Annotated in this window: 24 protein-coding genes; 3 read left to right on the forward strand and 21 right to left on the reverse strand. The window is 57.5% G+C overall.

Annotated elements, in window-relative coordinates; all coding sequences use genetic code 11:
* Window positions 1-59: 59 nt before the first annotated feature.
* From murC to mraZ, 11 genes are all read right to left on the reverse strand, one after another.
* Window positions 60-1,514, reverse strand: coding sequence for a UDP-N-acetylmuramate--L-alanine ligase (gene murC / locus AAHA41_RS11060; protein ID WP_043851604.1), 1,455 nt, complete (start codon window positions 1,512-1,514; stop codon window positions 60-62).
* Window positions 1,515-1,624: 110 nt separating this feature from the next.
* Window positions 1,625-2,707: an undecaprenyldiphospho-muramoylpentapeptide beta-N-acetylglucosaminyltransferase gene (murG, locus tag AAHA41_RS11065; protein ID WP_323068635.1), complete on the reverse strand. Its 1,083-nt coding sequence runs from the start codon at window positions 2,705-2,707 to the stop codon at window positions 1,625-1,627.
* Window positions 2,707-3,888 (reverse strand): cell division protein FtsW, encoded by a 1,182-nt coding sequence (ftsW, locus tag AAHA41_RS11070; protein WP_041210684.1) that lies wholly within the window; start codon window positions 3,886-3,888, stop codon window positions 2,707-2,709. The genes murG and ftsW overlap by 1 nt, the downstream gene beginning before the upstream one ends.
* Entirely contained in the window at window positions 3,885-5,168 is a 1,284-nt protein-coding gene (gene murD / locus AAHA41_RS11075; protein WP_323068637.1) for a UDP-N-acetylmuramoyl-L-alanine--D-glutamate ligase, read from the reverse strand. The genes ftsW and murD overlap by 4 nt, the downstream gene beginning before the upstream one ends.
* Before the next feature lie 4 nt (window positions 5,169-5,172).
* Window positions 5,173-6,255: a phospho-N-acetylmuramoyl-pentapeptide-transferase gene (mraY, locus tag AAHA41_RS11080; protein ID WP_005341701.1), complete on the reverse strand. Its 1,083-nt coding sequence runs from the start codon at window positions 6,253-6,255 to the stop codon at window positions 5,173-5,175.
* Complete coding sequence (gene murF, locus AAHA41_RS11085) at window positions 6,249-7,604, reverse strand: UDP-N-acetylmuramoyl-tripeptide--D-alanyl-D-alanine ligase (RefSeq protein ID WP_323068638.1); 1,356 nt, start codon at window positions 7,602-7,604, stop codon at window positions 6,249-6,251. The genes mraY and murF overlap by 7 nt, the downstream gene beginning before the upstream one ends.
* On the reverse strand, window positions 7,601-9,085 hold the full coding sequence (murE, locus tag AAHA41_RS11090; RefSeq protein WP_323068701.1) for a UDP-N-acetylmuramoyl-L-alanyl-D-glutamate--2,6-diaminopimelate ligase: 1,485 nt from the start codon (window positions 9,083-9,085) through the stop codon (window positions 7,601-7,603). Before murE ends, murF begins: the two co-directional genes overlap by 4 nt.
* Complete coding sequence (locus tag AAHA41_RS11095) at window positions 9,066-10,820, reverse strand: penicillin-binding transpeptidase domain-containing protein (RefSeq protein WP_033115391.1); 1,755 nt, start codon at window positions 10,818-10,820, stop codon at window positions 9,066-9,068. The genes murE and AAHA41_RS11095 overlap by 20 nt, the downstream gene beginning before the upstream one ends.
* Window positions 10,817-11,131 carry a cell division protein FtsL gene (ftsL, locus tag AAHA41_RS11100; RefSeq protein ID WP_005341708.1) on the reverse strand — a complete coding sequence of 105 codons (315 nt, stop codon included), beginning with the start codon at window positions 11,129-11,131 and terminating at the stop codon, window positions 10,817-10,819. Before ftsL ends, AAHA41_RS11095 begins: the two co-directional genes overlap by 4 nt.
* Window positions 11,132-11,134: 3 nt before the next feature.
* On the reverse strand, window positions 11,135-12,073 hold the full coding sequence (gene rsmH / locus AAHA41_RS11105; RefSeq protein WP_071913386.1) for a 16S rRNA (cytosine(1402)-N(4))-methyltransferase RsmH: 939 nt from the start codon (window positions 12,071-12,073) through the stop codon (window positions 11,135-11,137).
* Window positions 12,074-12,532: a division/cell wall cluster transcriptional repressor MraZ gene (mraZ, locus tag AAHA41_RS11110; RefSeq protein WP_033115394.1), complete on the reverse strand. Its 459-nt coding sequence runs from the start codon at window positions 12,530-12,532 to the stop codon at window positions 12,074-12,076. It abuts the gene before it with no gap.
* Between the two features lie 159 nt (window positions 12,533-12,691).
* On the opposite strand from mraZ, the gene AAHA41_RS11115 reads away from it, so the two are divergent.
* Together AAHA41_RS11115 and AAHA41_RS11120 are read left to right on the forward strand one after the other, a co-directional pair.
* Window positions 12,692-13,012 (forward strand): hypothetical protein, encoded by a 321-nt coding sequence (locus AAHA41_RS11115; protein ID WP_201912973.1) that lies wholly within the window; start codon window positions 12,692-12,694, stop codon window positions 13,010-13,012.
* A 164-nt stretch (window positions 13,013-13,176) separates the two neighbouring features.
* Window positions 13,177-14,187, forward strand: coding sequence for a transglycosylase SLT domain-containing protein (locus AAHA41_RS11120; protein ID WP_198506628.1), 1,011 nt, complete (start codon window positions 13,177-13,179; stop codon window positions 14,185-14,187).
* Here AAHA41_RS11120 and AAHA41_RS11125 read toward each other — a convergent pair.
* The 10 genes from AAHA41_RS11125 to lafA form a co-directional block, all read right to left on the reverse strand.
* Window positions 14,120-14,581 (reverse strand): hypothetical protein, encoded by a 462-nt coding sequence (locus tag AAHA41_RS11125; protein ID WP_071913384.1) that lies wholly within the window; start codon window positions 14,579-14,581, stop codon window positions 14,120-14,122. The two genes, AAHA41_RS11120 and AAHA41_RS11125, sit on opposite strands and share 68 nt — an antisense overlap.
* Window positions 14,568-15,515, reverse strand: a complete 948-nt coding sequence (gene lafU, locus AAHA41_RS11130) for a lateral flagellar motor protein LafU (protein WP_042030082.1) — start codon at window positions 15,513-15,515, stop codon at window positions 14,568-14,570. The genes AAHA41_RS11125 and lafU overlap by 14 nt, the downstream gene beginning before the upstream one ends.
* On the reverse strand, window positions 15,515-16,372 hold the full coding sequence (gene lafT, locus AAHA41_RS11135) for a lateral flagellar motor stator protein LafT (RefSeq protein WP_033115397.1): 858 nt from the start codon (window positions 16,370-16,372) through the stop codon (window positions 15,515-15,517). Before lafT ends, lafU begins: the two co-directional genes overlap by 1 nt.
* Window positions 16,373-16,419: 47 nt before the next feature.
* On the reverse strand, window positions 16,420-17,130 hold the full coding sequence (gene lafS / locus AAHA41_RS11140) for a lateral flagellar system RNA polymerase sigma factor LafS (protein ID WP_033115398.1): 711 nt from the start codon (window positions 17,128-17,130) through the stop codon (window positions 16,420-16,422).
* A 7-nt stretch (window positions 17,131-17,137) separates the two neighbouring features.
* The gene (lafF, locus tag AAHA41_RS11145; protein ID WP_033115535.1) at window positions 17,138-17,596 is read right to left on the reverse strand and encodes a lateral flagellar basal body-associated protein LafF; all 459 of its coding nucleotides are present in this window, start codon (window positions 17,594-17,596) and stop codon (window positions 17,138-17,140) included.
* A 35-nt stretch (window positions 17,597-17,631) separates the two neighbouring features.
* Complete coding sequence (locus AAHA41_RS11150; RefSeq protein ID WP_323068639.1) at window positions 17,632-18,729, reverse strand: flagellar hook-length control protein FliK; 1,098 nt, start codon at window positions 18,727-18,729, stop codon at window positions 17,632-17,634.
* On the reverse strand, window positions 18,726-19,064 hold the full coding sequence (locus AAHA41_RS11155) for a LafX (protein WP_323068640.1): 339 nt from the start codon (window positions 19,062-19,064) through the stop codon (window positions 18,726-18,728). The genes AAHA41_RS11150 and AAHA41_RS11155 overlap by 4 nt, the downstream gene beginning before the upstream one ends.
* Before the next feature lie 121 nt (window positions 19,065-19,185).
* Window positions 19,186-19,578 (reverse strand): lateral flagellar export chaperone LafC, encoded by a 393-nt coding sequence (lafC, locus tag AAHA41_RS11160; RefSeq protein WP_033115401.1) that lies wholly within the window; start codon window positions 19,576-19,578, stop codon window positions 19,186-19,188.
* A 46-nt stretch (window positions 19,579-19,624) separates the two neighbouring features.
* Entirely contained in the window at window positions 19,625-20,908 is a 1,284-nt protein-coding gene (gene lafB / locus AAHA41_RS11165) for a lateral flagellar capping protein LafB (protein ID WP_323068703.1), read from the reverse strand.
* 112 nt (window positions 20,909-21,020) lie between these two features.
* The gene (lafA, locus tag AAHA41_RS11170) at window positions 21,021-21,872 is read right to left on the reverse strand and encodes a lateral flagellin LafA (RefSeq protein ID WP_323068641.1); all 852 of its coding nucleotides are present in this window, start codon (window positions 21,870-21,872) and stop codon (window positions 21,021-21,023) included.
* 192 nt (window positions 21,873-22,064) lie between these two features.
* Between lafA and fliB the strand changes: the two genes are divergently transcribed.
* Window positions 22,065-23,228 (forward strand): flagellin lysine-N-methylase, encoded by a 1,164-nt coding sequence (gene fliB, locus AAHA41_RS11175; protein WP_201968042.1) that lies wholly within the window; start codon window positions 22,065-22,067, stop codon window positions 23,226-23,228.
* The last annotated feature ends 20 nt before the right edge of the window (window positions 23,229-23,248 follow it).

The raw sequence follows: 23,248 nt of genomic DNA on the forward strand, positions 1-23,248 counted from the left end.
ACAGACCGGTTCGCCATTATATAGGCCCCGGCTTGGCGGTCAAAATACTCATTGGGCCCTCAGGCACCAGATTTCATGCTATCTATGCTCAATTTCATCTCGCCGAGACGACGGGCCAGTGCTCCGACGTTCCCCGCCCCCTGAGTCAGCACCAGATCCCCTTCGCCAACCAGGTCGGCCAGCACGGCCGGCACGTCATCGGGCGTAGCCACAAAGATGGGTTCCAGATTGCCGCGCGAACGGATGGAGCGGCACAGCGCACGACCATCTGCCCCCGGGATCGGATCCTCGCCGGCTGCATAAACCTCCAGCATTACCAGCACGTCTACCTTGGAGAGCACGTCAGCGAAGTCTTCGTAAAGGTCGCGAGTGCGGGTGTAGCGATGCGGCTGGAACACCATGACCAGACGCTTCTCCGGCCAGCCGGCACGAGCAGCATTGATGGTCACCTTCACTTCGCTCGGATGGTGACCATAATCGTCCACCAGCATGGCCTTACCGCGACCGGTTTCGAACTCGCCATACTGCTGGAAGCGGCGGCCTACCCCTTCAAACTTGGCCAGCGCACGGATGATGGCATCGTCGCTAACCCCGTCTTCCGTCGCGACAGCAATCGCCGCGGCAGCGTTCAAGGCGTTGTGGATCCCCGGCAAGTTGAGGGTGACCTGCAGCTCACCCGCATCTTTGCGGCGCACCCGGAAGCAGCTGTGGTTGGTGGTCTGGACAAATTCCAGCACCTGCACATCCGCATCGTCAGAGAGACCGTAAGTCAGGGTCGGGCGGGCAATCTCGGGCAACATGCCACGGATCACCGGATCATCGATGCAGACTACCGCCAGACCGTAGAAAGGCAGGTTGTGCAGAAACTCGATAAAGGTGGCCTTCAGCTTGGAGAAATCACCGCCGTAGGTGTCCATGTGATCGGCTTCGATGTTAGTCACGATAGAGACCATCGGCTGCAGATGCAGGAAGGAGGCATCGCTCTCATCCGCCTCGGCAATCAGATAACGGCTGCTGCCCAGACGGGCATTGGTGCCAGCGCTGTTGAGCAGGCCACCGATAACGAAGGTCGGATCGCGGTCGGCTTCGGCATAGATGCTCGCCACCAGACTGGTGGTGGTGGTCTTGCCGTGGGTACCGGCGATGGCGATACCGTGACGGAAACGCATCAGCTCGGCCAGCATCTCGGCACGGCGCACTACCGGGATCCGCAGTTCGCGGGCAGCCAGCAGCTCCGGGTTGTCCTGCTTGATGGCAGTAGAAACCACCACCACGCTGGCGCCGTTGACATGCTCGGCGCTGTGGCCAGTAAAGATATGGGCACCCAGAGCCTCAAGCCGCTCGGTCACCGCATTGCGAGCCAGATCAGAACCCGTTACCTGATACCCTTCGTTGGCAAGCACTTCGGCGATCCCGCCCATACCGGCACCACCGATACCGATAAAATGGATGCGACGCACGCGGCGCATTTCGGGGATCACAGTACGCAGTTTTGCCAGTTCAACCTTGGTCATAATCATCTCTTTAGTCTGCCGCAAGCCGTTTGCTCTCAAGCGGCCTCATTTCAACGGCATCAATCAACAAAGGAGTGAATCTGCACGGCGTGGCCAGTGCAATCTCATCCTTACTCTTTATTTGTCTGCCCTGCGGCGAGTCGTTTGCACTCGTCAGCTACCCGCTCTGCCGCATCGGTAATAGCGACGCGACGGGCGGCCTTGGCCATGTTAAACAGCGTCTCCCTGCGCCCGGCGAGCCAGGAGAGACGCGCAGCCAGCGAGGCAGTGGTCAACTCGGACTGGGGCAGGAACTCAGCCGCACCGCCATCGACCAGGGTCAAGGCGTTGCGGGTCTGGTGATCATCCACTGCATGGGGCAGCGGCACAAAGATGGCGGCCACACCGGCAGCAGCCACCTCGGAGACGGTCAGGGCTCCCGCCCGGCAGACCACGAGGTCGGCCCAGGCATAGGCTCCCGCCATATCCTTGATAAATTCGCTTACCTCGGCATTGATACCGTGCTGGGCATAGGCCGCGCTGACAGTGTCGCCATTGCCCTTGCCACACTGGTGACGCACCTCGATAGGCACACCAGCCGCAGCGACCGCTGCGGGCACCTGCTCGTTGAGCACGCGAGCCCCCAGACTGCCGCCCACGATCAGCAGATGCAACGGCTCACTGCTGCTTCGCAGTTGCGGATCCGGCAGTGCGACCACTTCGGGGCGAACCGGGTTACCCACCACGGCAGTGCGGCGGCTCGGCGCAAACGCCCCCGGGAATGCCATTAACACCCGCTTGGCGATACGCGCCAGCAGCTTGTTGGTCATACCGGCAGCGGCATTCTGTTCGTGCAGCAGCAACGGGATGCCGGACAGCCAAGCCGCAACACCACCCGGGCCGGAGGCAAAGCCGCCCATGCCGAGCACTACATCCGGGCGAATGGTTTTGAGCACCTGACGCGCCTGCAGCACGGATTTCACGATGCGATAAGGCGCCGCCAGCAGCCGCTTGATGCCGTTGCCACGCACCCCCTGAATATCGATAAAGGAGATGGGATAGCCATGGGCAGGCACCAGCTCGGCTTCCATCCGGTCGGCAGTGCCCAGCCAGTGGATAGTCCAGCCCTGCTCCTTCAATCGATCGGCTACGGCCAGACCCGGGAAGACATGTCCCCCGGTACCACCTGCCATCACCAACAGCGTCTTGCTCACTAAACCTCCCGCACCCGCGCCTGGGCTGTCGCCTGACGCAACTCAAAATCGATTCGAATCAACATGCTCACTGCCACCGTCATGATGATGAGACTGGAGCCACCGTAACTCACGAGCGGCAAGGTCAACCCTTTGGTCGGCATCATGCCGCTGGCCGCGCCAACGTTAACGAAGGTCTGGAAACTGAACCAGATCCCGATACCGATGGCCAGATAACCGTCATAGAGGCGATCGGCAGCAAGAGCCTTGTGGCCCAGCTTCAACGCCTTGACCGCCAGTGCGAAGATCAGGAACAGGGCACCCAGCACACCGGCATAGCCGAGCTCTTCACCGAGGATCGCAAAGACGAAGTCGGTATGCGCTTCCGGCAGGTACTCCATCTTCTGGATGGAGTTGCCCAGCCCTTCGCCAAACCAGCTGCCGCGGCCAAACGCCATCAGCGACTGAGTCAACTGGTAGCCGCTGCCAAACGGATCAGCCCAGGGATCCATAAAGGAGGTAACCCGCCGCATCCGGTAAGGCTCTACGATGATCAGCATCACCACGGCACCGACCCCGGCACCGATCAGGGTCAGGAACTGGCCGAGTCGGGCCCCCGCCAGAAACAGCATGCCGAACGAGGTCACGAACATCACCACGGTGGAACCCAGGTCAGGCTGCAGCAGCAACAGAACGGCCAGCACCCCGAATACCGCCAGCGGTTTCAGGAAGCCAATCCAGGCTTCACGCACCTCGTTCTGGCGCCGCACCAGATAACCGGCCAGATAGACAAAGAGCGCCAGCTTGCCGAATTCAGCAGGCTGCAAGTTGAACGGGCCAAGCGGCAACCAGCGCACCGCACCGTTGACGTTACGCCCCACCAGCAGCACCAGCACCAGCATCAGAATGGCCAGCAGCAGCATGGGACCATTGTGCTCCTGCCAACGCGCCATCGGCACCTGCAGCACGAACCAGGAGATGCCGAGCGCCATCACCAGAAACATGGCGTGACGTTTCACGAACATGAAGGGATCGTCACCCAGAGAGATCCCCTCGGGGATCGAGGCGGATGCCACGATCACCACCCCGAGCGCCATCAGCGCAAGCGCCAGCACGACCAGCTGCCGATCATAGAGACCGGCCGGACGCGCCGGTAACAACCAGCGCTGGAAAAGACCTGCAGCTGCGCGAAGGGCGTTCATAGCGCCATCACCATCTCGGTGAAGCGATCGCCGCGCACCTCGAACGACTTGAACTGATCCAGGCTGGCACAGGCTGGTGCCAGCAGCACCCAGTCTCCGGGCCTGGCATCGGTAGCCGCCTTGGCAACGGCGGCAGCAAGGTCGGCAACCCGTTCGGTCTGCTCACCCAGTGCCAGCAGCACCTCGGCATCTTGGCCGAAGCAGTACATATGATCGATCTGGTTGCCCAGCAGCGCTTGAATGGGGCCAAAATCCTGCCCCTTGCCCTGACCACCGGCCAGCAGCAGCAGACGACCCCTGACCGACTCGCGCACACCGGCCACGGCAGCCAGAGTCGCCCCCACGTTGGTCGCCTTGGAGTCGTTGATCCAGCGCACTCCGTTCACCTCTCGCACGAAGCGGGCACGGTGCGGCAGACCTTCAAAACGGCGCAGCACGATGAGTTGCGCCGCGCGGGGAATGCCAACCGCATCGCACAGCGCCATGGCGGCAAGGGCGTTGGCCTGATTGTGGGCGCCGACGATCTTCATCTCGTCCACCGCGATCAGGGGCTCGCCGTGCAGGGTCAGCCAGTAACGACCATCCAGCAGGCAGCGGCCGTAACCATTGCAGTCGAGACCAAAGCTCTGCCACACCTGACCCACATCAGGCAGGGTCTGGGCATCGTCACGGTTGACCAGAATATGTTTGGAGTTCTGATGGATCTCCATCTTGGCTGCGCGGTAATCGGCCATGCCCTGATAGCGATCCATATGATCTTCGGAGAGGTTGAGCACCACGGAGGCGGCAGCACGCAGGCTATAGGTGGTCTCCAGCTGGAAGCTGGAGAGCTCCAGCACGCAGAGATCCATCGGCTGCTTGAGCAGATCGAGCGCCGGCGTCCCTATGTTGCCACCCACACCGACATTGAGTCCGGCTTCGGCAATCATCTCGCCCACCAGCGTGGTCACTGTACTCTTGCCGTTGGAGCCGGTGATGGCGATGACCGGCGTCTGGGTCTCGCGCACAAACAGCTCGATATCCCCGATTATCTGCACACCACGCTCGGCAGCCGCTTTCAATTCGGGGGTCGCCAAGGCAATGCCCGGGCTCGCTACGATCATGTGTGCCTGCTTGAGCAGCTCTTCATCCAGCCCGTGGATAAGCTCCACTTCTGGCGGCAGCTGATCCTTGCCGGGCGGGTTGGCACGGGTATCCATCACCAGCGGCGTGACGCCACGGCCGAGGAAGTAGTCGACGCAGGAGAGTCCGGTTTTACCCAATCCGATGATGATGACCATGGCCTTACCTCACCTTCAGGGTGGCAAGACCCAGCAGCACCAGCACGAGGGTGATGATCCAGAAGCGCACGATAACGCGCGGCTCCGGCCAGCCCTTCTTCTCGTAGTGGTGATGGATCGGCGCCATGCGGAAGATCCGCACGCCGCGCAGCTTGTATGAACCCACTTGCAGGATCACCGAGACGGTCTCCATCACGAAGACCCCGCCCATGATCACCAGCAGAAACTCCTGACGCACCAGCACGGCGATGGTACCGAGCGCGCCGCCCAGCGCCAGCGAACCGACGTCACCCATGAAGACCTGTGCCGGATAGGTGTTGAACCAGAGGAAGCCCAGACCCGCACCGACGATGGCGGTACAGACGATCACCAGCTCGGAGGTATAGGGAACATAGGGAATATGCAGGTAACTGGCGAAGTTGACGTTGCCGGTTGCCCAGGCGATAAACGCAAAGCCGCCCGCCACCATCACGGTCGGCATGATGGCCAAGCCATCCAGACCATCGGTCAGGTTGACCGCGTTGGAGGTACCGACGATGACAAAATAGGTCAGCAGGATAAACATCAGGCCAAGCTGCGGCATCACATCCTTGAGGAAGGGCACCACCAGCTGGGTCTGACCGTCGTGGGTGGCGGTAGCATAGAGGAATACAGCCACTCCCAGCGCAACGGCGGATTGCCAGAAGTACTTCCAGCGGGCGATCAGACCGTCAGTGTTTTTGCGCACCACCTTGAGGTAGTCGTCGGCAAAGCCGATGGCACCGTAGGCCCCCAGCACAAACAGCACTAACCAGACATAGGGGTTGTCGAGGCGGCACCAGAGCAACACGGAAGTGAAGATGGCGGCAATGATCATCAGCCCCCCCATGGTCGGGGTACCCCGCTTGCTGAGGTGAGACTCGGGACCATCGTTGCGGATCACCTGACCGAACTTCAGGATCTGCAGGCGACGAATGAGGCGAGGCCCCATCCAGAGCGCAACACCCAGACCGGTAATAATCGACAGGATGGCGCGAAACGTCAGGTAGGAGAAGACGTTGAAGAAGGTGAAGTGCGGGGTGAGCAGTTCAGCCAGCCAGACTAACATGCAGCTGACTCCTGATGGTCGACGACCATCTTGACGATATCTTCCATGCGGGAGCCACGGGCACCTTTGACCAGAATCGAAATTTCCTGATGTGTATTAATCATTTGCGCAAGCACTTCAAACAACGACGCCTTGTTATCGAAATGTCGGCCAGCCGCGGCATCTGCGGTATGGCGACTCTCTTCCCCCACTGTCAGCACGGCATCCAGACCGCACTCGCGGGCATGATGGCCAACCCGGGCATGTTGCTCGGCAGACTCTTCACCCAGTTCCCGCATGTCACCGAACACCAGCACCTTGAAGCCGCTCATGGCGGTCAGGGCATCGATGCCTGCCAGCACGGACTCCACGCTGGCATTGTAGGTATCGTCCACTAGGGTCAGACCGCCCCAGCGCTGAACGCAGAAGCGGCCCTTGACCGGAGCCATCTGCTCCAGACCGGCTTTGACCGAGGCCAGAGAAGCACCTAGCGCCAGGGTACCGGCAGCAGCAGCCAGCGCATTGGCCACGTTATGACGGCCGGGGATCGCCAGAGTCAGGCTCACCTCACCCTGCGGGGTCACCATGACGAACTCGGCACAACCCTGAGCGTTGAGAACCACATCGCGAGCATGGAACGGCTGGCTCTGATCTTCGATGGAGAAGGCGCAGCGAATGCCATGCTCGCGCCACTTAGGCCAGAATTCGTTGTCGGCGTTGACGATTGCGGTGCCGCCGGCGCTCAAGCCCTCAAAAATCTCGCTCTTGGCGTGGAAGACCCCTTCCAGCGAGCCGAAACCCTCCAGATGAGCGGCAGCCACGTTGTTGATGATGGCGGCATCCGGTTTGGCCAGCGAGGTGGTCCAGGCGATCTCGCCCGGGTGGTTGGCCCCCAGCTCCATCACCGCAAACTTGTGTTGCGGTTCGAGGCGCAGCAGGGTAAGTGGCACGCCCACCTCATTGTTGAAGTTGCCGGCGGTGGCCAGCACCTCTCCTTCATGACGCAGGATGGCGGTCGCCATCTCCTTCACCGTGGTCTTACCGCAGCTGCCGGTGATAGCCAGCACTTTCGGGTTGATGCGCTCACGCATCAGTTTGCCGAGACGGCCCAGCCCCTTGAGGGTATCGGCTACCACCAGTTGGGGAATGGCCAGCGGCAGTTCGCGCTCGACCAGCAGGGCAGAGGCCCCTGCCGCCAGCGCCTGCTCGCAAAAGTCGTGGGCATCGAAGCGCTCGCCGCGCAGTGCAACGAACAGAGCGCCAGCACCCAGAGTACGGGTATCGGTGCTGACCGCAGTAATCTCGCCATCTTCACCAATCAGACGGGCATCGAGCACCTGCGCCAGGTCGGCAAGCCTGAGGGTCATCATTTGAATGACTCCATTAATGTGTGCAAAGCAGCCGCGACGGTTTCCCGGTCGCTATAGTGCCGCTTGTCGGTTCCAATGATTTGATAATCCTCGTGGCCTTTGCCGGCCACCAGAATGATGTCCTGTTTGCTCGCCTGACGGATAGCCAGGTTGATCGCCTTGACCCGATCGTGCTCGACCTGCACCGCAGCAGGATCGCGAAGACCCGCCACCATGTCGGCCATGATCCGGGCCGGCTCCTCGGTACGGGGATTGTCGTCGGTCAGGATCACGCGATCCGCATACTGTTCAGCCATGGCTGCCATCATGGGGCGCTTGCCGCGATCCCGATCACCACCACAACCAACCAGACACCAGAGCTGGCCTTTGCAATGCACGCGCAGTGCTTGCAGCGCCTTGTCCAGCGCGTCCGGGGTGTGGGCATAATCGACCACGGCAAGGGGCGCATCACCACCGCCAAAGCACTCCATGCGACCGGTCACCGGCTGCAATTTCGGGGCAGTTGCCAGTAGCTCGTCGAAGTCATAGCCGAGCACCAGCATGACCCCCATCGCCGCTAGCACATTGCTGACGTTGAAGCGCCCGAGCAAGGGGGCGGATAATACACCATTCCCCCAGCTGGAGTTAATCTGCGCGCGAAAACCTTGCTGGTGAAAATCGAGTTGCTGCGCCGTTAACTGACGGCCGGAATGGTTTTCAATCGGACCATTAACGCTGAACGCCACCGCTAAGGGATATTTTTCGAGCCACTTGGCACCCAATTCGTCATCCCGGTTGATCACCGCATTCGGCTCATCGACCAGCTGCAGCAGCTGCTCCTTGGCGGCACCATAGGCCTCCATGGTGCCGTGGTAGTCGAGGTGATCCCGACTCAGGTTGGTGAAGACTGCGGCAGCAAACGGCAAGGCGGCGACCCGATGTTGCACCAGACCGTGGCTGGAGACCTCCATCGCCACCAGATCCGCCCCCTGCTCTTGCAGGGCGGCCAGATTGGCTTGCACCTGAACGGCGCTGCCAGTGGTGTTTTCCGCTTCGTTCAGGTTGCCAAACAGACCGTTACCGATGGTGCCCATCACTCCTGCCTTGCCACCCAGCAGAGTGCGCCAGTTGGCGACCAGCAGCGCAGTGGTGCTCTTGCCGTTGGTCCCCGTGATCCCCACCAGCTCCAGTTTTTTGGCTGGCTGATCGTAGAAATAGCCTGCGAGGGCGGAGAGATGAGCAGGCAAATCGCGCATCCCGATACAGGGAACGGAAACCGCTGGTGCGATAAATTCACCATCCTCCTCAAACACAACAGCGGTCGCTCCCTGAGCCACCGCCTGTTCGATAAACCGTCTGCCGTCCACCTGATGGCCGCGAATGGCCACGAAGAGAGAGCCGGGGCCGACCCGCCGGCTATCCAGCTGGATATCGGTCAGGGCAAGCGCCGGCGCCGTAATGCCGAAGGGGCGCAGTAATGAATCAAGTGCGCGGTGCAACAGGAGCCTCCGTACTGGCGAGTTTGGTGGGTACCGAAGGGGGTACCGCATCCGGACGAATATTGAAGAGTTGCAGCACCCCGCCCATGGCCTCTGCAAACGGCGGGGTCGCCACGGCGCCACCATAGTAGGCACTGCCTTTTGGCTCGTTGATTACCACCACCATGACGAAACGGGGATCACTGGCCGGGGCGAAGCCGGCAAACCAGGCCATGTAATCCTTGCCATAGCCACCTGCAACGGCGACCTTGGCGGTACCACTCTTGCCGCCTACCCGGTAGCCCGGGATCTTGGCCTTGGGAATGGCGTTATCGACCACGTATTCCAGCGCCTGCAGCATGGCGGAGGCGTTGTTGTGGTCGATCACCTGCTCACCCTTGGGCGGCGTGGTGACCTTGACGATGGAGATGGGCACCCGCTTGCCCTTGTTGGCCAGGGTGGCGTAGGCGGAAGCCAGTTGCAGCGGGGTAACCCGCAGACCATAACCAAACGAGAGGGTCGCCCGCTCGATATCGGACCAGCGGCGACGCTGGGGCAGCATGCCGCTGCTCTCGCCCATCAGGCCGCTACCGGTATCCATGCCGAAGCCAAACATACTGAGGGTATTGATCATCTCCTGCGCCGGCATCCGCAGCGCGATGCGCGACATACCGATGTTGGAGGAGTAGCGCAGAATGTCGTAGAGGTTGGTCGCCCGGTGGATACTGACGTCCTTGATCTGCTTGGCTCCGATAAAGAGCGGCCCGCCCTGAATGAAGTCTTTCCAGCTGGTAACTCCAGCTTGCAAGGCACTGAGCAAAATCAATGGTTTGACAGTGGAGCCCGGCTCGTAGGTATCGGTGACCACCCGGTTGCGCACCCGGAAGCTCTGATACTGACCGCGGTTGTTCGGGTTGTAGGAGGGGGTGTTGACCATGGCGAGCACTTCGCCGGTCTTGATATCCAGCATCACCATGGAGCCGGATGTCGCCTTGTTCTCGTCGGTGGCCCGCTTGAGCGCACGATAAGCCAGCGCCTGTACCCGTTGATCGATACTGAGCTGCAGATCGTTGGCGTTCTTGCCCTCCTTGACGATGCCAAGGCGTTCGATGACCCGACCCTGACGATCCTTGCGCACCCGCATCTCGCCCGGTGTTGCGGTCAGCCACTCGTCATAGCTGCGTTCGATACCTTCGATACCGTGGCCATCGATGTTGGTCACCCCAACCAGATGGGCGCTGATCTCGCCAGTCGGATAGAAACGGCGCGACTCGGGACGCAGATAGACACCGCCCAGCTTGAGCCCCTTGATATATTCCGAAACGGCAGGGGTTACCTGACGCTGCAGATAGACAAAACGCTTGCTGGGATTGGCGATCCGTTGTTTGAGGGTATTGATGTCGATCTTGAGCACGGCAGAGAGCGCCATCCAGGCTCGCTCGTTGTGAATTGCGCCAGACTCGTGCACCGTCTTGGGGTCTGCCCAGACCGCTTCGACCGGCACGGATACCGCCAGCTGTTCACCGTTGCGATCGGTGATCATGCCGCGCACCGCCTGGGTAGAGGTGGTACGAAGGGAGCGCATGTCCCCCTCCTGGCGCAGGCGGTCAGGGTTGATCACCTGGATCCAGGCCAGACGCAGGATCAGCCCAACAAATGCGATGCCGATGAATACGACCAGCGTGCGAAAGCGCCACGGATAGATCGAGGGCGCTTTGACGTTCGCTTTGGCAGCTTTGGCTGTAGCCTTGCGTTTCATGGCAGGGTAATTACCTTCTCGGTGGTCACCAGAGGGCGACCCATTTGTAACTTGTCCATCGCCAGAGTGGCCACCCGGGAATGTTCTGCCAGGGTGCCCTGCTCCAGCAGGAGGTGACGCCATTCGATATTGAGGCGATCCTCTTCGGCCATCAGGTCGTTCTGTTTGGCAGTCAGGCCGCGCGTCATGTTGGTCACCAGGATCACGGCAAACGCAGTCACCAGCACGGCGACTGACAATAGGATTTGCAGCTTGTGTCGCCAGAGATCCGCAACGATCTCCTTGGCAAGGTGGACACGCACTTCGCTCATCGCTTACTCCGCCAGACGCTCGGCGACCCGCAGCACAGAGCTGCGCGACCGGGTGTTTTCCGACACTTCATGATCAGAAGGCTTGAGCGCCTTGCCGACCGACTTCAATTTGCGACCGCCAGCCAGCTGGGCCTCGGTCAACGGAATGCCGTAGGGTACTTCCGGCCCCTTCTCGTGCTTGCGAATAAAATGCTTCACCAAGCGGTCTTCCAGCGAATGGAAGCTGATCACCGACAGACGACCGTGCGGAGCCAGCACCTCCAGCGCGCCGTTGAGCGCGGTCTCGATCTCGTCCAGCTCACTGTTGATGTAGATACGGATAGCCTGGAAGCTGCGGGTCGCCGCATGCTTGCCCTTCTCCTTGCTCGGATTGACCCGGGCAATCATCTCGGCCAGCTGGCGGGTGCGCACGTAAGGCTCGGTAACCCGGTCGTGCACGATGGCGCGGGCAATCTTCTTGGCAAAACGCTCCTCACCGAAGGTCTTCAATACCCAGGCGATATCGTCCACATCGGCCTTGGCCAGCCACTCGGCGGCACTCTGACCGGAAGTGGGGTCCATCCGCATATCGAGCGGACCATCTTTCATAAAGCTGAAGCCACGCTCGGCATCATCCAGCTGGGGAGATGAAACCCCCAGATCGAGCAGAAAACCATCCACCTTGCCCAGCAAACCGCGCTCGCTCAGATAACTGGTAATACCGGAGAAGGGGCCATGCACAATCTCGAAACGCGGATCCTGGATCTTGGCAGCCTCGGCGATCGCCTGCGGATCGCGATCGATGGCGATCAAGCGGCCGTTAGGACCAAGGTGTTGCAGGATCAGACGAGAATGACCACCACGGCCAAAAGTGCCGTCGACATAGATACCGTCCGGCTTGATGGCCAGACCTTCGACGGCTTCGTGCAGCAGCACTGTGATGTGTTCAGCGGCTTGGGTCATTTATAAAGAGAAATCCTGTAGTCGTGGTGAGCTTGCCCAATCGTCCCCGGGCAGACCCAAGATGTCGTCATTGACCTGTTGCTGCCAGCGGGCTTCATCCCACAGCTCAAATTTGTTGAGCTGGCCCACCAGCATGATCTTCTTATCCAGCCCCGCATGGTTGCGCAGTGGCTGGCTGAGCAGCAGACGGCCATTGCCATCCAGCTCGCATTCGGTTGCATGCCCGAGCAACAGCCGCTGCAAACGGCGTTCGGCGGGATTCATGCTGGAGAGGGTCTTGAGCTTGCGTTCGACCTCTTCCCACTCGTTCAGGGGGTAAAGCAGCAGACAGGGGTGGGCAATATCGATGGTGCAGACCAGCTGGCCGTCGCTTTCATCGCGCAGCCAGTCACGAAACTTGGTCGGAATCGCCAGTCGCCCTTTGCTGTCCAGGCTGATGGCGTGAGCGCCACGCAACAAATTTCTGTCCCTGAAGGTGAGTAAGCGGGCGAATCGCCCCTTTTAAAACCACTTTGATCCACTTTTCCCCACCTTGAAGTTTAAGGACGTGGAGGGGGCTTTTCAAGCAAGGAGATCGGCCAGAGGGAACATATTGACGCAGCATTTGCGGGTTACGGATTGAGTGGGTTGATTTTCCACGAGTTATTTGTGGCGACAGAAAATACGATTAATAAAAAAGCTGTGGGTGAGCGGTTACTATCTGGGAGAGATGATGAAACGGAACAGCACAACGGCGCAGAGCAAAATACTGACGCAGATCACCGGATAGATGATATAGCCATCTTTGGAACGGCGGGCACGCAAAGAGACCAGATGACAAAGCAGCAGGTTGTAAATTATCAGCAGCGTAGTCAGCAGGATATTGACGGCAAACGTCAGCTCGTGGGCAAACGCGATGTAAAGCCCCATGAGAATAAAATTGGCGAGGATCAGATATAGCAAAAACTTCTGGATTGCTTTACCTGCATTTGGGCTCTTTTTTACTCGTGTTATCATGCTTGCCACGTCCTGGATTACACATGATCAGACGACCCTAAATTCAGAAAACTGTTGAGATACATGATGTTTTTATTATTGTGCGATCCTTGTTCAACAAATTCACAATGACCAGGTTCATTTTCTTTTTACTAAGCGCGATGTTAATAACATCCACATCTTGTCACGCTTATAACAATTATCAATGGCAAACCGGCTTCCCTCCTCCGATACGTGGAGAGGGAGTCGAGCTGGTTAGTCAACAGCAAGCCTTTCTGCTTGCTAAGCGCCCCTATCTGCAACAACGTCTTGCCGAAACCCAACCCATCATCCGCTGGATCTCGGAACAGGTGCAGGAACGCAAACTTCCGCCCCTGCTGGCTTTTGTCCCTTTGCTGGAAAGCAGCTACCGCCTTGATGTTGTCTCTGCCGCTGGCGCTGCAGGCCCCTGGCAACTCATGCCCGATACGGCCAGGCGCTTTGCCGTGCCGATCAATAGTTCATTCGATGGCCGTTATTCACTGCCATTGGCAACCGACGCAGCTCTGACTTACCTTGGCTGGCTCTCTCGTTTCTTTGGCGGGGACTGGTTGCTGGCGCTGGCTGCTTATAACGCTGGAGAAGGGCGAGTGCTGAATGCGGTATTGAAAGCTGGCACCCGAAATATCTGGGCTCTGGATCTGCCGGCGGAAACCCGGGTTTACGTTGCCCGCTTTATTGCCCTTGCCAGAGTGCTCGACATGGCAAGCACCCACCATTTCCAGTTGCCGCCATGGAAAAGTGGCAACGACCTGAAGGTTTTTCGCAATCCGGAAGGCTGTTCGCTGCCTGCCTGGGCTCAGGCCAAAGGTGTATCCATGAATGACGCCAGCCGCTGGAATCCGGCATGGCAGCTCCCGGTACCGGCAGGAATAACCAATTGCCCGGTTGTTTACAGCAAAGCAAAAGCCCCGGTCACGACCCCACAGCGGGGCAGCGGCAAACTCATCTTCAAAGCCGTTTCACTGGAGAGCCTGCATGACCCGCTGCTGCTGAAGACAGCCAGAGGGCTTGATATGAGCCGTGGTGAGCTCAGGCTGGAACGTCAGCCAGATCCTCTTGGGATGACTCTGAAGCGGCCGTTGATTGCGGTACCCTGAAGCTGTGCCGCCAATGGCTCAATACCGGCGCAAGGTCAATTTGCTCCGGATGTGACCAGCGCGCACCATAAAAACAGAGATGCTGGCCAATGGGACGGCGATGGGTGATGCGGCATGTCAGTGTAATGCGTGGCAACAGAGAAAGGGTTACTGTCTCGGGCAAAATGAATCTGGCAGGAGCAAGAAAGCCCACCCCACCCGGCCCGATATCCTTGATGACGGCCCGGCCAATGCTCTTGTCAAACAGCAAACCGGATATCAGCAGACGAGCAGCAATACCACAACTCTGCGATTCGAAGGGGGTAGCGCCATCATGGAGATACCAGCGAGGCACCTTTCTTCTCGGATCATTGTGTGCGGTATGGAACAGAAACTCTGTTTCAGGGGCGTCCATTGACTGTCTTTTCCTTGGCTTGAGTGGCTGCAGCTTTGGTCTCGGCACTGAACAGCTGCTCCAGATTCTGTTCCGCTCTGGTCGTCATAATCAGCAACTCGATACGACGGTTCCGGCTACCCTGTGGATTTTCGCTATCTTCCAGCATGGTGTCAGACATGGCCACTACCTGGGCAATACGCTCTGGCGGCATGCCCCCCGCCAGCAACACCCGTCTCGCCATCATGGCGCGATCCGATGAAAGCTCCCAGTTGCTGTAGTTTTCACCCGCGAAAGGGGTGCTGTCGGTATGACCCGAGATCATGACCCGGTTTTCCACCCGCTGAAAAATCGGGGCAAGCGCCATCAGCATATGACGAAAGAAGGGGCTAATACGGGCACTGCCGCGACTATACATTTCGCGATCGGCATCATCACGGATCAGGATGCGCAAACCTTGCGGCACTATCTGAATCTCCAGATTGTTCTTCGCCTGCATTTGCTCCGCAAGATTACCGATAAACCCGGCAAGCTGCTTCATCTGGTGCTCACCTTCCAGCTTTCCGACCAGTAGCTGCTCGTATCCCCCCCCGGGCCCATCAGAAAAGATGCTCTGATTGCGATCCATATGTCTGGGGGTCAGCTGTCCCTTCTGATCAAACTTGGGATTGAGCTCATCGATGACCGAAGGATTGCCGCCCAGATCGACCGGATAGGGGCTATTGCGAATATCAAACGGGTTGGCCTCATTATCCATGATGCTGTAATCGCGCAAGCGGCTGGCTACCATCTCCCGCTCCTCCTGGTTGGAGACTGCCAGGATCCAGAGCACCATGAAAAACGCCATCATGGCCAGAGTAAAGTCGGCAAATGCCACTTTCCACGCCCCTCCGCTTTTGGGGGAGCTGTTACGCCTCTGCTGGCGCTTGACGATGATCTGTTCGTGGTTGCGCATTACATCGCCCTGTTGGTCACCCAGTCTTCCAGTTCCAGGAAGCTGGGTTTGACATCAGGTTCGAGAATTTTCCGGCCGGAATCGACCGCCAGCAGAGGCGTCTTGCCACGTAGCTGGGCAATCAGAATGGATTTGATGCACATCAGCAGACCGACCCGGCGTTTGACCATCTCTTCCATGGCGTTGCTGATGGGTTCGAGCAGACAGTAGCAGAGGAAAATACCGATAAAGGTACCCACCAGCGCCGCCGCCACATGCACCCCGATATTGCTCAGAGGGCCGTCGAGTTGCTGCATGGTGATAATGATCCCCATAACAGCGGCCAAAATGCCGAAGCCCGGGCAGGCCTCGCCGGTTTTATGAAGTGCATGGGCAGGCTTGAGCATATCCTCCTCAATGGCCATGATCTCTTGCTCCAAGATGGTATCGAGCTCATGAGGAGTGATCTTGCCCATCCCCAGCAGACGAAGGTTGTCGATGATAAAACCGAGCAACTGGGGATCTTCCGAAATTTGCGGGTACATCAGGAACACCGAGCTTTGCTGGGGGTTTTCAATATGCTCGTCCAGCGCTTTCATCCCCTTGTTGCGCGTCTCCTCCAGCAACTGGTGCATCAGCGTCAGCAACTCGCGGTAGACCTCGCGCTCTTCCTTGTTGGGCTTGAAGCACATCTTCAACTGCGCCCACATCTCGTGCATCACCTCTTTCGAGTTGCCAAGAAACATGGAACCGGCAGCAGCACCCACAATAATGATCAGCTCGGCTGGCTGCCATAAAGCCGCAAGGTTGCCACCTGCCATCATGAAGCCACCCAGCACGCATATTAATATGACGCCGATGCCAATCTGTTTTTGCATGAATGCTCCCGAATTCTACAACCACCCCCACGAATCATGGGGCACTACTATATGGAGTCGACCAATCGCTGCTTGAGCTGAAGTACACATTGCTTGTGCAATTGGCAGACCCGCGACTCGGTCAGCCCCAGCACCAGCGCAATCTCTTTCATATTCAGCTCCTGCTGATAGTAGAGAGAGAGCAGCAGCTGTTCCCGCTTGTCGAGGAGGGTCAGCGCCTTGCTGATGGTCATGGCCATATCGACATCATCAGATTCGGTTGCAGGCGCCCTTCCACCGTTCTCCAGCCACTCTTCAAGGCTCTGCAAAGCCTCAGCCTGGCTGGCATACGCCAGCTGGCGTACCTCTTCGATGGTGCAGTTCAACGCAGCGGCAAGCTCTTGCTCAGTTGGCGCCCGGCCCAACCGGTTATGCAGGTCTCGCTGGACTTGATTGTGGCTATGTACCTGCTGGCGCAGTTGACGAGGCCGCCAATCGAGTCGACGCAATTCATCGAGCATGGCGCCCCGGATCCGCTTGAAGGCATAGCTCTCAAACTGGACATCCGGCTCACTACCGTAACGACGCCAAGCCTCCAGCAACCCCATCATGCCGACCTGCTCCATATCCTCCTGATCAAAGCAGGCGGAAACCTGGCTGCGCAGGTGGCTGGCGGCTCGCTTAACCAGCGGCAGATAACGGGTCAGAATGGCCTGCTCGCCGGTACGTGGCGGAGAAGAAGTGAACTCGTGAGGGGCATCCCAGTCGACATCGATCATATCTGTCTTATTGCACCAGAACCTTGGTGATCAGCACTTCGTCGAGGTAGGTCTTGTAACCGTAACCTTGCAAGGTAGTGACCAGTTTGGCGAGCAGGGAACTCTGCAAAGAGGTGATATTCTGCAGCTCTTTTTTCACATCATCGTGGGTACGGTGACTGAAATACTGCACCATGGCGTTCCGGATGAGTGGTGTCAGCTCGTTCAACGTATTCAGATGCGCCTTGTTGTGAGTCACCAGAGCCAGCTCAAGTACCAGATAGTGGGACTCAACCCCGCCATCCAGACTGATGACGAAGCGCTCCATCGGCTTGAACAACGGAGTGGCACTCAACTCTGGCTTGGGCTCTTCAAGACCGAGCCAGACAGCAATGGTATCGCGCTTGAGATAGGCGCCATAGGCAAGCACAAGCAACAGGCAAAGAGCCATGACAACCAACATCAACCACTTCATGATACGGCGCATCATTTTGATTTCACTCTCGATTTAGCCGGTTTAGGTCACACCAGGGTGTTGAGCCATGCACGCTCATCCTGCCCGGCAGTTTCAAATTCATCTTGCCATTGGCGACGGCCCGCCAGGATTTTCTCCTGTTGCCACTTTCCTTGCGCATCGCCTTGTCCCCCGCCCTGCCCGACGTTGACTTCAACTCCACCGGCATGGTGAGGAGTCAGACTCATGCGCAACCGCTCCATCGACTGGATCAGCGCGTCCCTAACAGCCGGGTTGGTCACATTGAGTTGAACATTGAGCCGATCCCCCTCGACCCGAACAGTCAGTTCGAGTCGGCCCAGCTCAGGAGGATCCAGGCGAATATGAGCCTGCTTGATCTGCTGGTTCACCTGCAGCTCGACCTTGTCCTTGAGCACATCGACCAGTTGCTGCCCCCACTGCACCTGGGGCTCGGCCAGTTTGACCGGAGCCCACTGATATTCGGCAACTTTCGGTGCAGGCACTGATATCTGATTGCTCACAATACCTTTGAGATCAGGAACACCGGACTCCCGTTCCCCTGCACGCTCAACACCCAGCAGGCTCTGCAAGCTGGCTATCGTCTTCTCGCGTATGGTTGCGTCATCAGTGCGCGCCGAGGGTCGAGCCAGCATAAAACTGGAAAAATCAGTAGCTGCGCGATCGACTCGCTCCTTGTTGCCAGAGACAGGCGTCTCCATGACAGGCTGGCTCTTGTCCGTTTCCGGCTGCTTGTACGCAGATAGCGCCCGCAGGGCAGCAGAGACAGAGGGCGTGCCGCCCTGCACATCCTCGCCGGACTCTACATTGCCAGCAGTGGCAGCAGTGGCAGCAGCCACGTTGGAAGAGACAATTGCAGCTCTCGTGCTGGCTTCATGCAAAAGGAATGGGGGAGGCATATTACTGAATGCGTCTAGCCGAGCCGCAACATTATCAGCGACCTCGTCCGGTTCATCCTGTTCTACCTCTTCCTTTACTTCTTCGGTCGCAAGAGCAAGAGCTCCCTCTTCCATCAACAGGTCAAGTGGCGGAAATAATCCCCCCTGATCCTCAGGCTGACGAGCAAGACGGGTAAAACCGCTCTGTTCTGGCATCGCCAATGCCTCGGGACCGGAAAACTGAATCATGCCCACTCCTGCACCTCTCCGTATGCTTGCAAACCTTCTCTCTTCCGGGACAGCTCCTGCCATTCGCGCTCACGCAAGGTCACCTCTTGCCGGCAAAGCTGTTGTGCCTCTTGATGCCAGCTGCGAACCTGCGCTCGCGCAGCAGACAATGAGGCCCACAGCTCAGGCTCTTTGGCCATGAGCTCGGCAAATCTGGCCAGCTTGCTATCGGATAAACGAACGGCATCCCACTGACCGGCATGAGCCTGATGCAAAATCAGGCGGCCCAGGCCAAGCAGTTGACGCTGGCGTTTATCCAGCTCGGCTGGAAGGTGGGTGGACCCAATCAGTGGCATGCTATTGCTCCCAAAGAAAACAGCTCAGCCAACTAGCAAGGAGCAGGCCATATATGGAACTCGGGTATTTCGGAGCGTACAGGCGGTTTTCGCCTGTATAAGAGGAAGAGGGACTTCCGCCTTAGCGCGGATGACGAGCCATCGCTTCCCAGCCCTCTTTCAGCTCCAGCAGGATGCGGCGCACTTCGGCAAAACCGGCAATATCGTTGGAGACGCTGATCTCGAACAGACGCTGACCGCAGTAGTCATAGAGACGATGCAGATTGCTGGCGAGCTCACCGCCCTTCTCCATGTCGAGTGCGCTGTCCAGCCCCCCCAGGATCTGCAGACACTTGCTGATTGCCTGTCCTTTGCGTTCAAACTGGCGGGCTTGAATATGCCCCTCTGCTCTGGCCATTTCGTCGAGCAGGCCATCCATCAGCATCAACACCAGCTGATGTGGATCCGCACTCGCAGCCTTGGCCTGAGTTGCCGCAAACTGGTAGGCATCATAGCCATCTTGATGTTCAAACATGTAAAACTCGCTTGCTCCGGATGAGACAGCCAAATAGCAAGAACCCTTACAGGTTGCCCATGGTCTGCATCATCTGATTCATGGTGGTAAATTGGTTGAGGTAGCGCTTATACGCGGAATTCATACGGCGATCCAGCGCTTCCATTCGCTCATTCACCCGCTTTTCACTGGCTTCCAAGCCACTCTTGCGACCTTTGAGTGCGCCATCACGTTTGGTATAGGGATCCAGAGAATCGCTCATTCGCTTGAGCAGACCGTCATCCCCCATCAATGCCTTGCCCAGCAGCTCGGGATCCTTCTCCAGCGCCTTGTTGAAGTCAGTCTCGTTGAAGGAGAGCTTGCCAGTTTTGTCAGTCTTTATGCCAAGACTGCTCAGACTAAGACCGTTGGGCAGATCACGCACACTGTTGGCAAGCATGCTCTTGAGGCTGCGTACACCGCTATCGGAAGAGAGCGCCCCGGGAGCCTTGGGGTCACTTGACGTCATCTTGGCAAGCTCATCGACCAGCTCGTTATAGCTGTCTACAAACTTCTTGAGAGAGCCAGTCACCGCCTCTTTATCCTGTTCGACAGTCACCTGCAGAGGCGCATCACCACTTTTCTGGGCTTTGGTGAGCTGGAGGGTCAGGCCATCGACCACATTTTCAATCTTGTTGCTGGCAGAGGTGATGGTTAACGGGTTGTTGCCGCCCATCTGCAACTTGGCATCCTGAGCTTTGGTGATCTCGCTCTGCTTGGCAACCGCAGTTCCTAGAGAAGAGCCTGCATCACCACTGTACTTCACCGTGATGGCATTCTCTTTACCGCTCTCCTTGCTGGTCAACACCATATTGACCTTGCCATCGGTCCGAACCAGTGTGGCTTTAACACCGGGGTTATCCTTGGCATTGTTGATATGGGAAACCAGATCCTTCACGGTTGCACCCGCAGGCAAACTCGCCAGATCTATATCCACACTCTTGCCTTTGACCGTCAGAGAGAAGACGCCATCTGCGGGCAGAGGAGTGGTTTCGCTATCCAGGCTCAGACCAACCTGATGAGATTGAGCAAGTTGCTCAACGAAGAAGTTGTATTGACCGGAGCTGGCTTTGCCATTGCTCGTTACCGTCATGAGCCCCTCTTGGGACATGGTAGCCTTCTGGGCTTGCAGATTGGATGCCTTGTTCAGATCCTTGAGCATGGTCTGAAAACTCGACAGCTTGGTCGTGAGCGTGCTGATTGCACTCTGCTGCCCCTTGATGCTGTCCATCTGCTTTTTCAGCAACTTGTCCATATTCTGGCGCTCGATAGCTACCAGTTGCATTGCCATGCTGGCCGGATCTATTTGCATCATTACACCCTTATTCTTTGGCATGCCTGTTGGAAAATACCTTTTAGTCCTTTCCAACCGACACGTGTCTGCTAAACAAAAAGCCGCCCCATAGGAGCGGCCATATCAACTATTAACGCAGCAGGGAAGTTACCATGCCGGTCATCTGGTTGGAGTTGGACAGCACGGACATGCCGGCCTGCATCAACATCTGATTCTTGGTCATGTTGGTGCTCTCCTGGGCGAAGTCGGCATCCATGATGCGACCGTTTGCCATATCGGTATTCTCTTTCATATTGGAAAGGTTGTTGACGGTGTGTTCCAGACGGTTGATGTTGGCACCGAAAGCAGAACGAGCCGTACCTAGGTTTTTCAGCAAATCATCCATGTTGCCCATCGCAGTTGTCGCACCACCAGCCGCAGTCAGGTCAGATGTCGGGGCAGCCTTACTTGTCTCCTCAGTAACATTTTTAAGTACATCTCCGGTCTTGAGGTCAACATCCAACTTTTCACCAGAGTTGCCGCCAACTTGGAAAGTAACCTTCTCCTGAAACTTGCCACCTGTTTTAGCAAGCAGCGCCGCACCACCAAAGGTGGTGTTATCAGTGATGTTTTTCAGTTCGTTATGCAGCTCTTTGTACTCAGTATTCAATGCAGTCAAGTCTTCAGCATTATTAGTTCCGTTGGCAGCCTGAGTAGCCAGGTCCTTCATGCGCTGAGCGATATTGGTCATTTCGTCCATGGCACCTTCGGCGGTTTGCATCATGGAGATGGCGTCCTGAGCATTACGCATACCAACGCCTTGACCACGAGATTGTGCCTGCAGGCGGGTAGCAATCTGAAGGCCGGCCGCATCATCAGCCGCAGAGTTAATACGCAGACCGGTACCCAAGCGTTGCATGGCAGTACCCAGCATCTTATTGGTGGAGTTAAGCTGGCTCTGAGTGGTCAGAGAGGCAAAGTTGGTATGGATAGACAAGCCCATGATGTATTCCTCGAGTTAGATGCTGCACTGCAGCTTGTTAGGTTGACATCAGATATAGACGACCTCGTTGCCGCAAAAATTTAATTCGACCGAACATTTTTTTGCCCACTCTCAACTTGGTATTCTCGCCACATCCATTCATACGGCATGCGAATTGCTTCAAGTCGTCACCCTTCACTATCGGAAAGCGACATGACTGCATTTCTATATACCCCTAGGTTTGTCACGCAATTTCAATGCATTGGAGATGGCTGCAAAGACAACTGCTGTCATAGCTGGACCATCAGTATCGATAAAGCGACGTTCCGCAGTTACGAAAAACACCCGGATCCCGTAATACGGTCGTTGAGCAAACAACACATCCGCAAAGTTAAGAAAAGCAGTGAACAGTGGGGGGTCATAAAGCTTGACGAGCAGGATGCCTGCCCTTTTCTTGACGAAAAGCGATTGTGTCAGATCCACGGCAAGGCAGGGCCTGATGCACTGAGCCAGACTTGCAAGACCTACCCCAGAACCCAAACCCGGCTCGCCAACCAGCTCAAGAAATCGCTGGTTCTCTCCTGCCCCGAGGTTTGTCGGCACCTGTTGCTAGACCCAATGGCAATGCAGACTGAGGAGACTCAGCTCAGACAGCCTCTCCCCTTTACCACTCCGCCATCCGCTGCCATGGCAACCTTGCATAGTCTTAGCCTCCACGTGCTGACAGCCACCGTTCTCCCGGTCGAACTGCGCCTATGGCTTATCGGACTGCTGCTTCATCGGGATGCAACCTCCTTGTCGCACGAAGCATTTCTCGAGCAGGTAGCGGTAATGGCCGAGCAGGGGGAACTTCACGTCATGTTCGAACAGTTGCCCTCCATGCCCACATTGCAGTGGTGGGGGCTGAGAACAATTACCCATCAGCTGGTTGCATATTCACAGGGAAGACGTGGCCGCCAGACCATGCAATGCTGCCTCGACAAAATAAATCTGGTACTAGAGGGCGTTTATGACGAAGGCAAGCTGGCATTGTTGCAACAAACCTGGAACAACAAGGTAGCTCCCTTTCTAGCAACCAGGCCTCACATTCTCAACAACTACCTGCTCTATTACGTCTACAACAACAACTTCCCACTGCAGCAGACCACCCCGTTCCAGGCCTATCAGCTCCTGGTGATCGATTACTTCCTGCTGCGCAACTACCTGTGTCTGCTGGCCATGGACAAGGAGTTGGAAGAACAGGATGTCATCGATCTTTTCTACAGCTATCACACCATACGCCAGCACAACCGGAACTTTCTCAAGACTATAGAAGAGGGACTCAGTGCCTCCGGTTTTTCCTCCGATCTCACTCTGTACGCCTTGCTGAAACCCTGAAAAAAGAGACCGCCAGCATG

It is taken from the genome of Aeromonas sp. SER (assembly GCF_038739615.1).
GTDB classification, from domain to species: domain Bacteria; phylum Pseudomonadota; class Gammaproteobacteria; order Enterobacterales; family Aeromonadaceae; genus Aeromonas; species Aeromonas jandaei.

Excerpts from the sequence above, each read along its gene's own strand:
- lafS (WP_033115398.1), bottom strand. The coding sequence starts at position 17,130 with ATGATCGATGTCGACTGGGATGCCCCTCACGAGTTCACTTCTTCTCCG.
- lafA (WP_323068641.1), bottom strand. The coding sequence starts at position 21,872 with ATGGGCTTGTCTATCCATACCAACTTTGCCTCTCTGACCACTCAGAGC.
- ftsL (WP_005341708.1), bottom strand. The coding sequence starts at position 11,131 with ATGAGCGAAGTGCGTGTCCACCTTGCCAAGGAGATCGTTGCGGATCTC.
- AAHA41_RS11155 (WP_323068640.1), bottom strand. The coding sequence starts at position 19,064 with ATGCCACTGATTGGGTCCACCCACCTTCCAGCCGAGCTGGATAAACGC.
- lafF (WP_033115535.1), bottom strand. The coding sequence starts at position 17,596 with ATGCGCCGTATCATGAAGTGGTTGATGTTGGTTGTCATGGCTCTTTGC.
- murF (WP_323068638.1), bottom strand. The coding sequence starts at position 7,604 with ATGATGACCCTCAGGCTTGCCGACCTGGCGCAGGTGCTCGATGCCCGT.
- lafT (WP_033115397.1), bottom strand. The coding sequence starts at position 16,372 with ATGCAAAAACAGATTGGCATCGGCGTCATATTAATATGCGTGCTGGGT.
- fliB (WP_201968042.1), top strand. The coding sequence starts at position 22,065 with ATGACTGCATTTCTATATACCCCTAGGTTTGTCACGCAATTTCAATGC.
- ftsW (WP_041210684.1), bottom strand. The coding sequence starts at position 3,888 with ATGAACGCCCTTCGCGCAGCTGCAGGTCTTTTCCAGCGCTGGTTGTTA.
- AAHA41_RS11120 (WP_198506628.1), top strand. The coding sequence starts at position 13,177 with ATGACCAGGTTCATTTTCTTTTTACTAAGCGCGATGTTAATAACATCC.
- lafB (WP_323068703.1), bottom strand. The coding sequence starts at position 20,908 with ATGCAAATAGATCCGGCCAGCATGGCAATGCAACTGGTAGCTATCGAG.
- murC (WP_043851604.1), bottom strand. The coding sequence starts at position 1,514 with ATGACCAAGGTTGAACTGGCAAAACTGCGTACTGTGATCCCCGAAATG.
- lafU (WP_042030082.1), bottom strand. The coding sequence starts at position 15,515 with ATGCGCAACCACGAACAGATCATCGTCAAGCGCCAGCAGAGGCGTAAC.
- mraY (WP_005341701.1), bottom strand. The coding sequence starts at position 6,255 with ATGTTAGTCTGGCTGGCTGAACTGCTCACCCCGCACTTCACCTTCTTC.
- AAHA41_RS11125 (WP_071913384.1), bottom strand. The coding sequence starts at position 14,581 with ATGGACGCCCCTGAAACAGAGTTTCTGTTCCATACCGCACACAATGAT.
- rsmH (WP_071913386.1), bottom strand. The coding sequence starts at position 12,073 with ATGACCCAAGCCGCTGAACACATCACAGTGCTGCTGCACGAAGCCGTC.
- AAHA41_RS11150 (WP_323068639.1), bottom strand. The coding sequence starts at position 18,729 with ATGATTCAGTTTTCCGGTCCCGAGGCATTGGCGATGCCAGAACAGAGC.
- AAHA41_RS11095 (WP_033115391.1), bottom strand. The coding sequence starts at position 10,820 with ATGAAACGCAAGGCTACAGCCAAAGCTGCCAAAGCGAACGTCAAAGCG.
- murD (WP_323068637.1), bottom strand. The coding sequence starts at position 5,168 with ATGGTCATCATCATCGGATTGGGTAAAACCGGACTCTCCTGCGTCGAC.
- lafC (WP_033115401.1), bottom strand. The coding sequence starts at position 19,578 with ATGTTTGAACATCAAGATGGCTATGATGCCTACCAGTTTGCGGCAACT.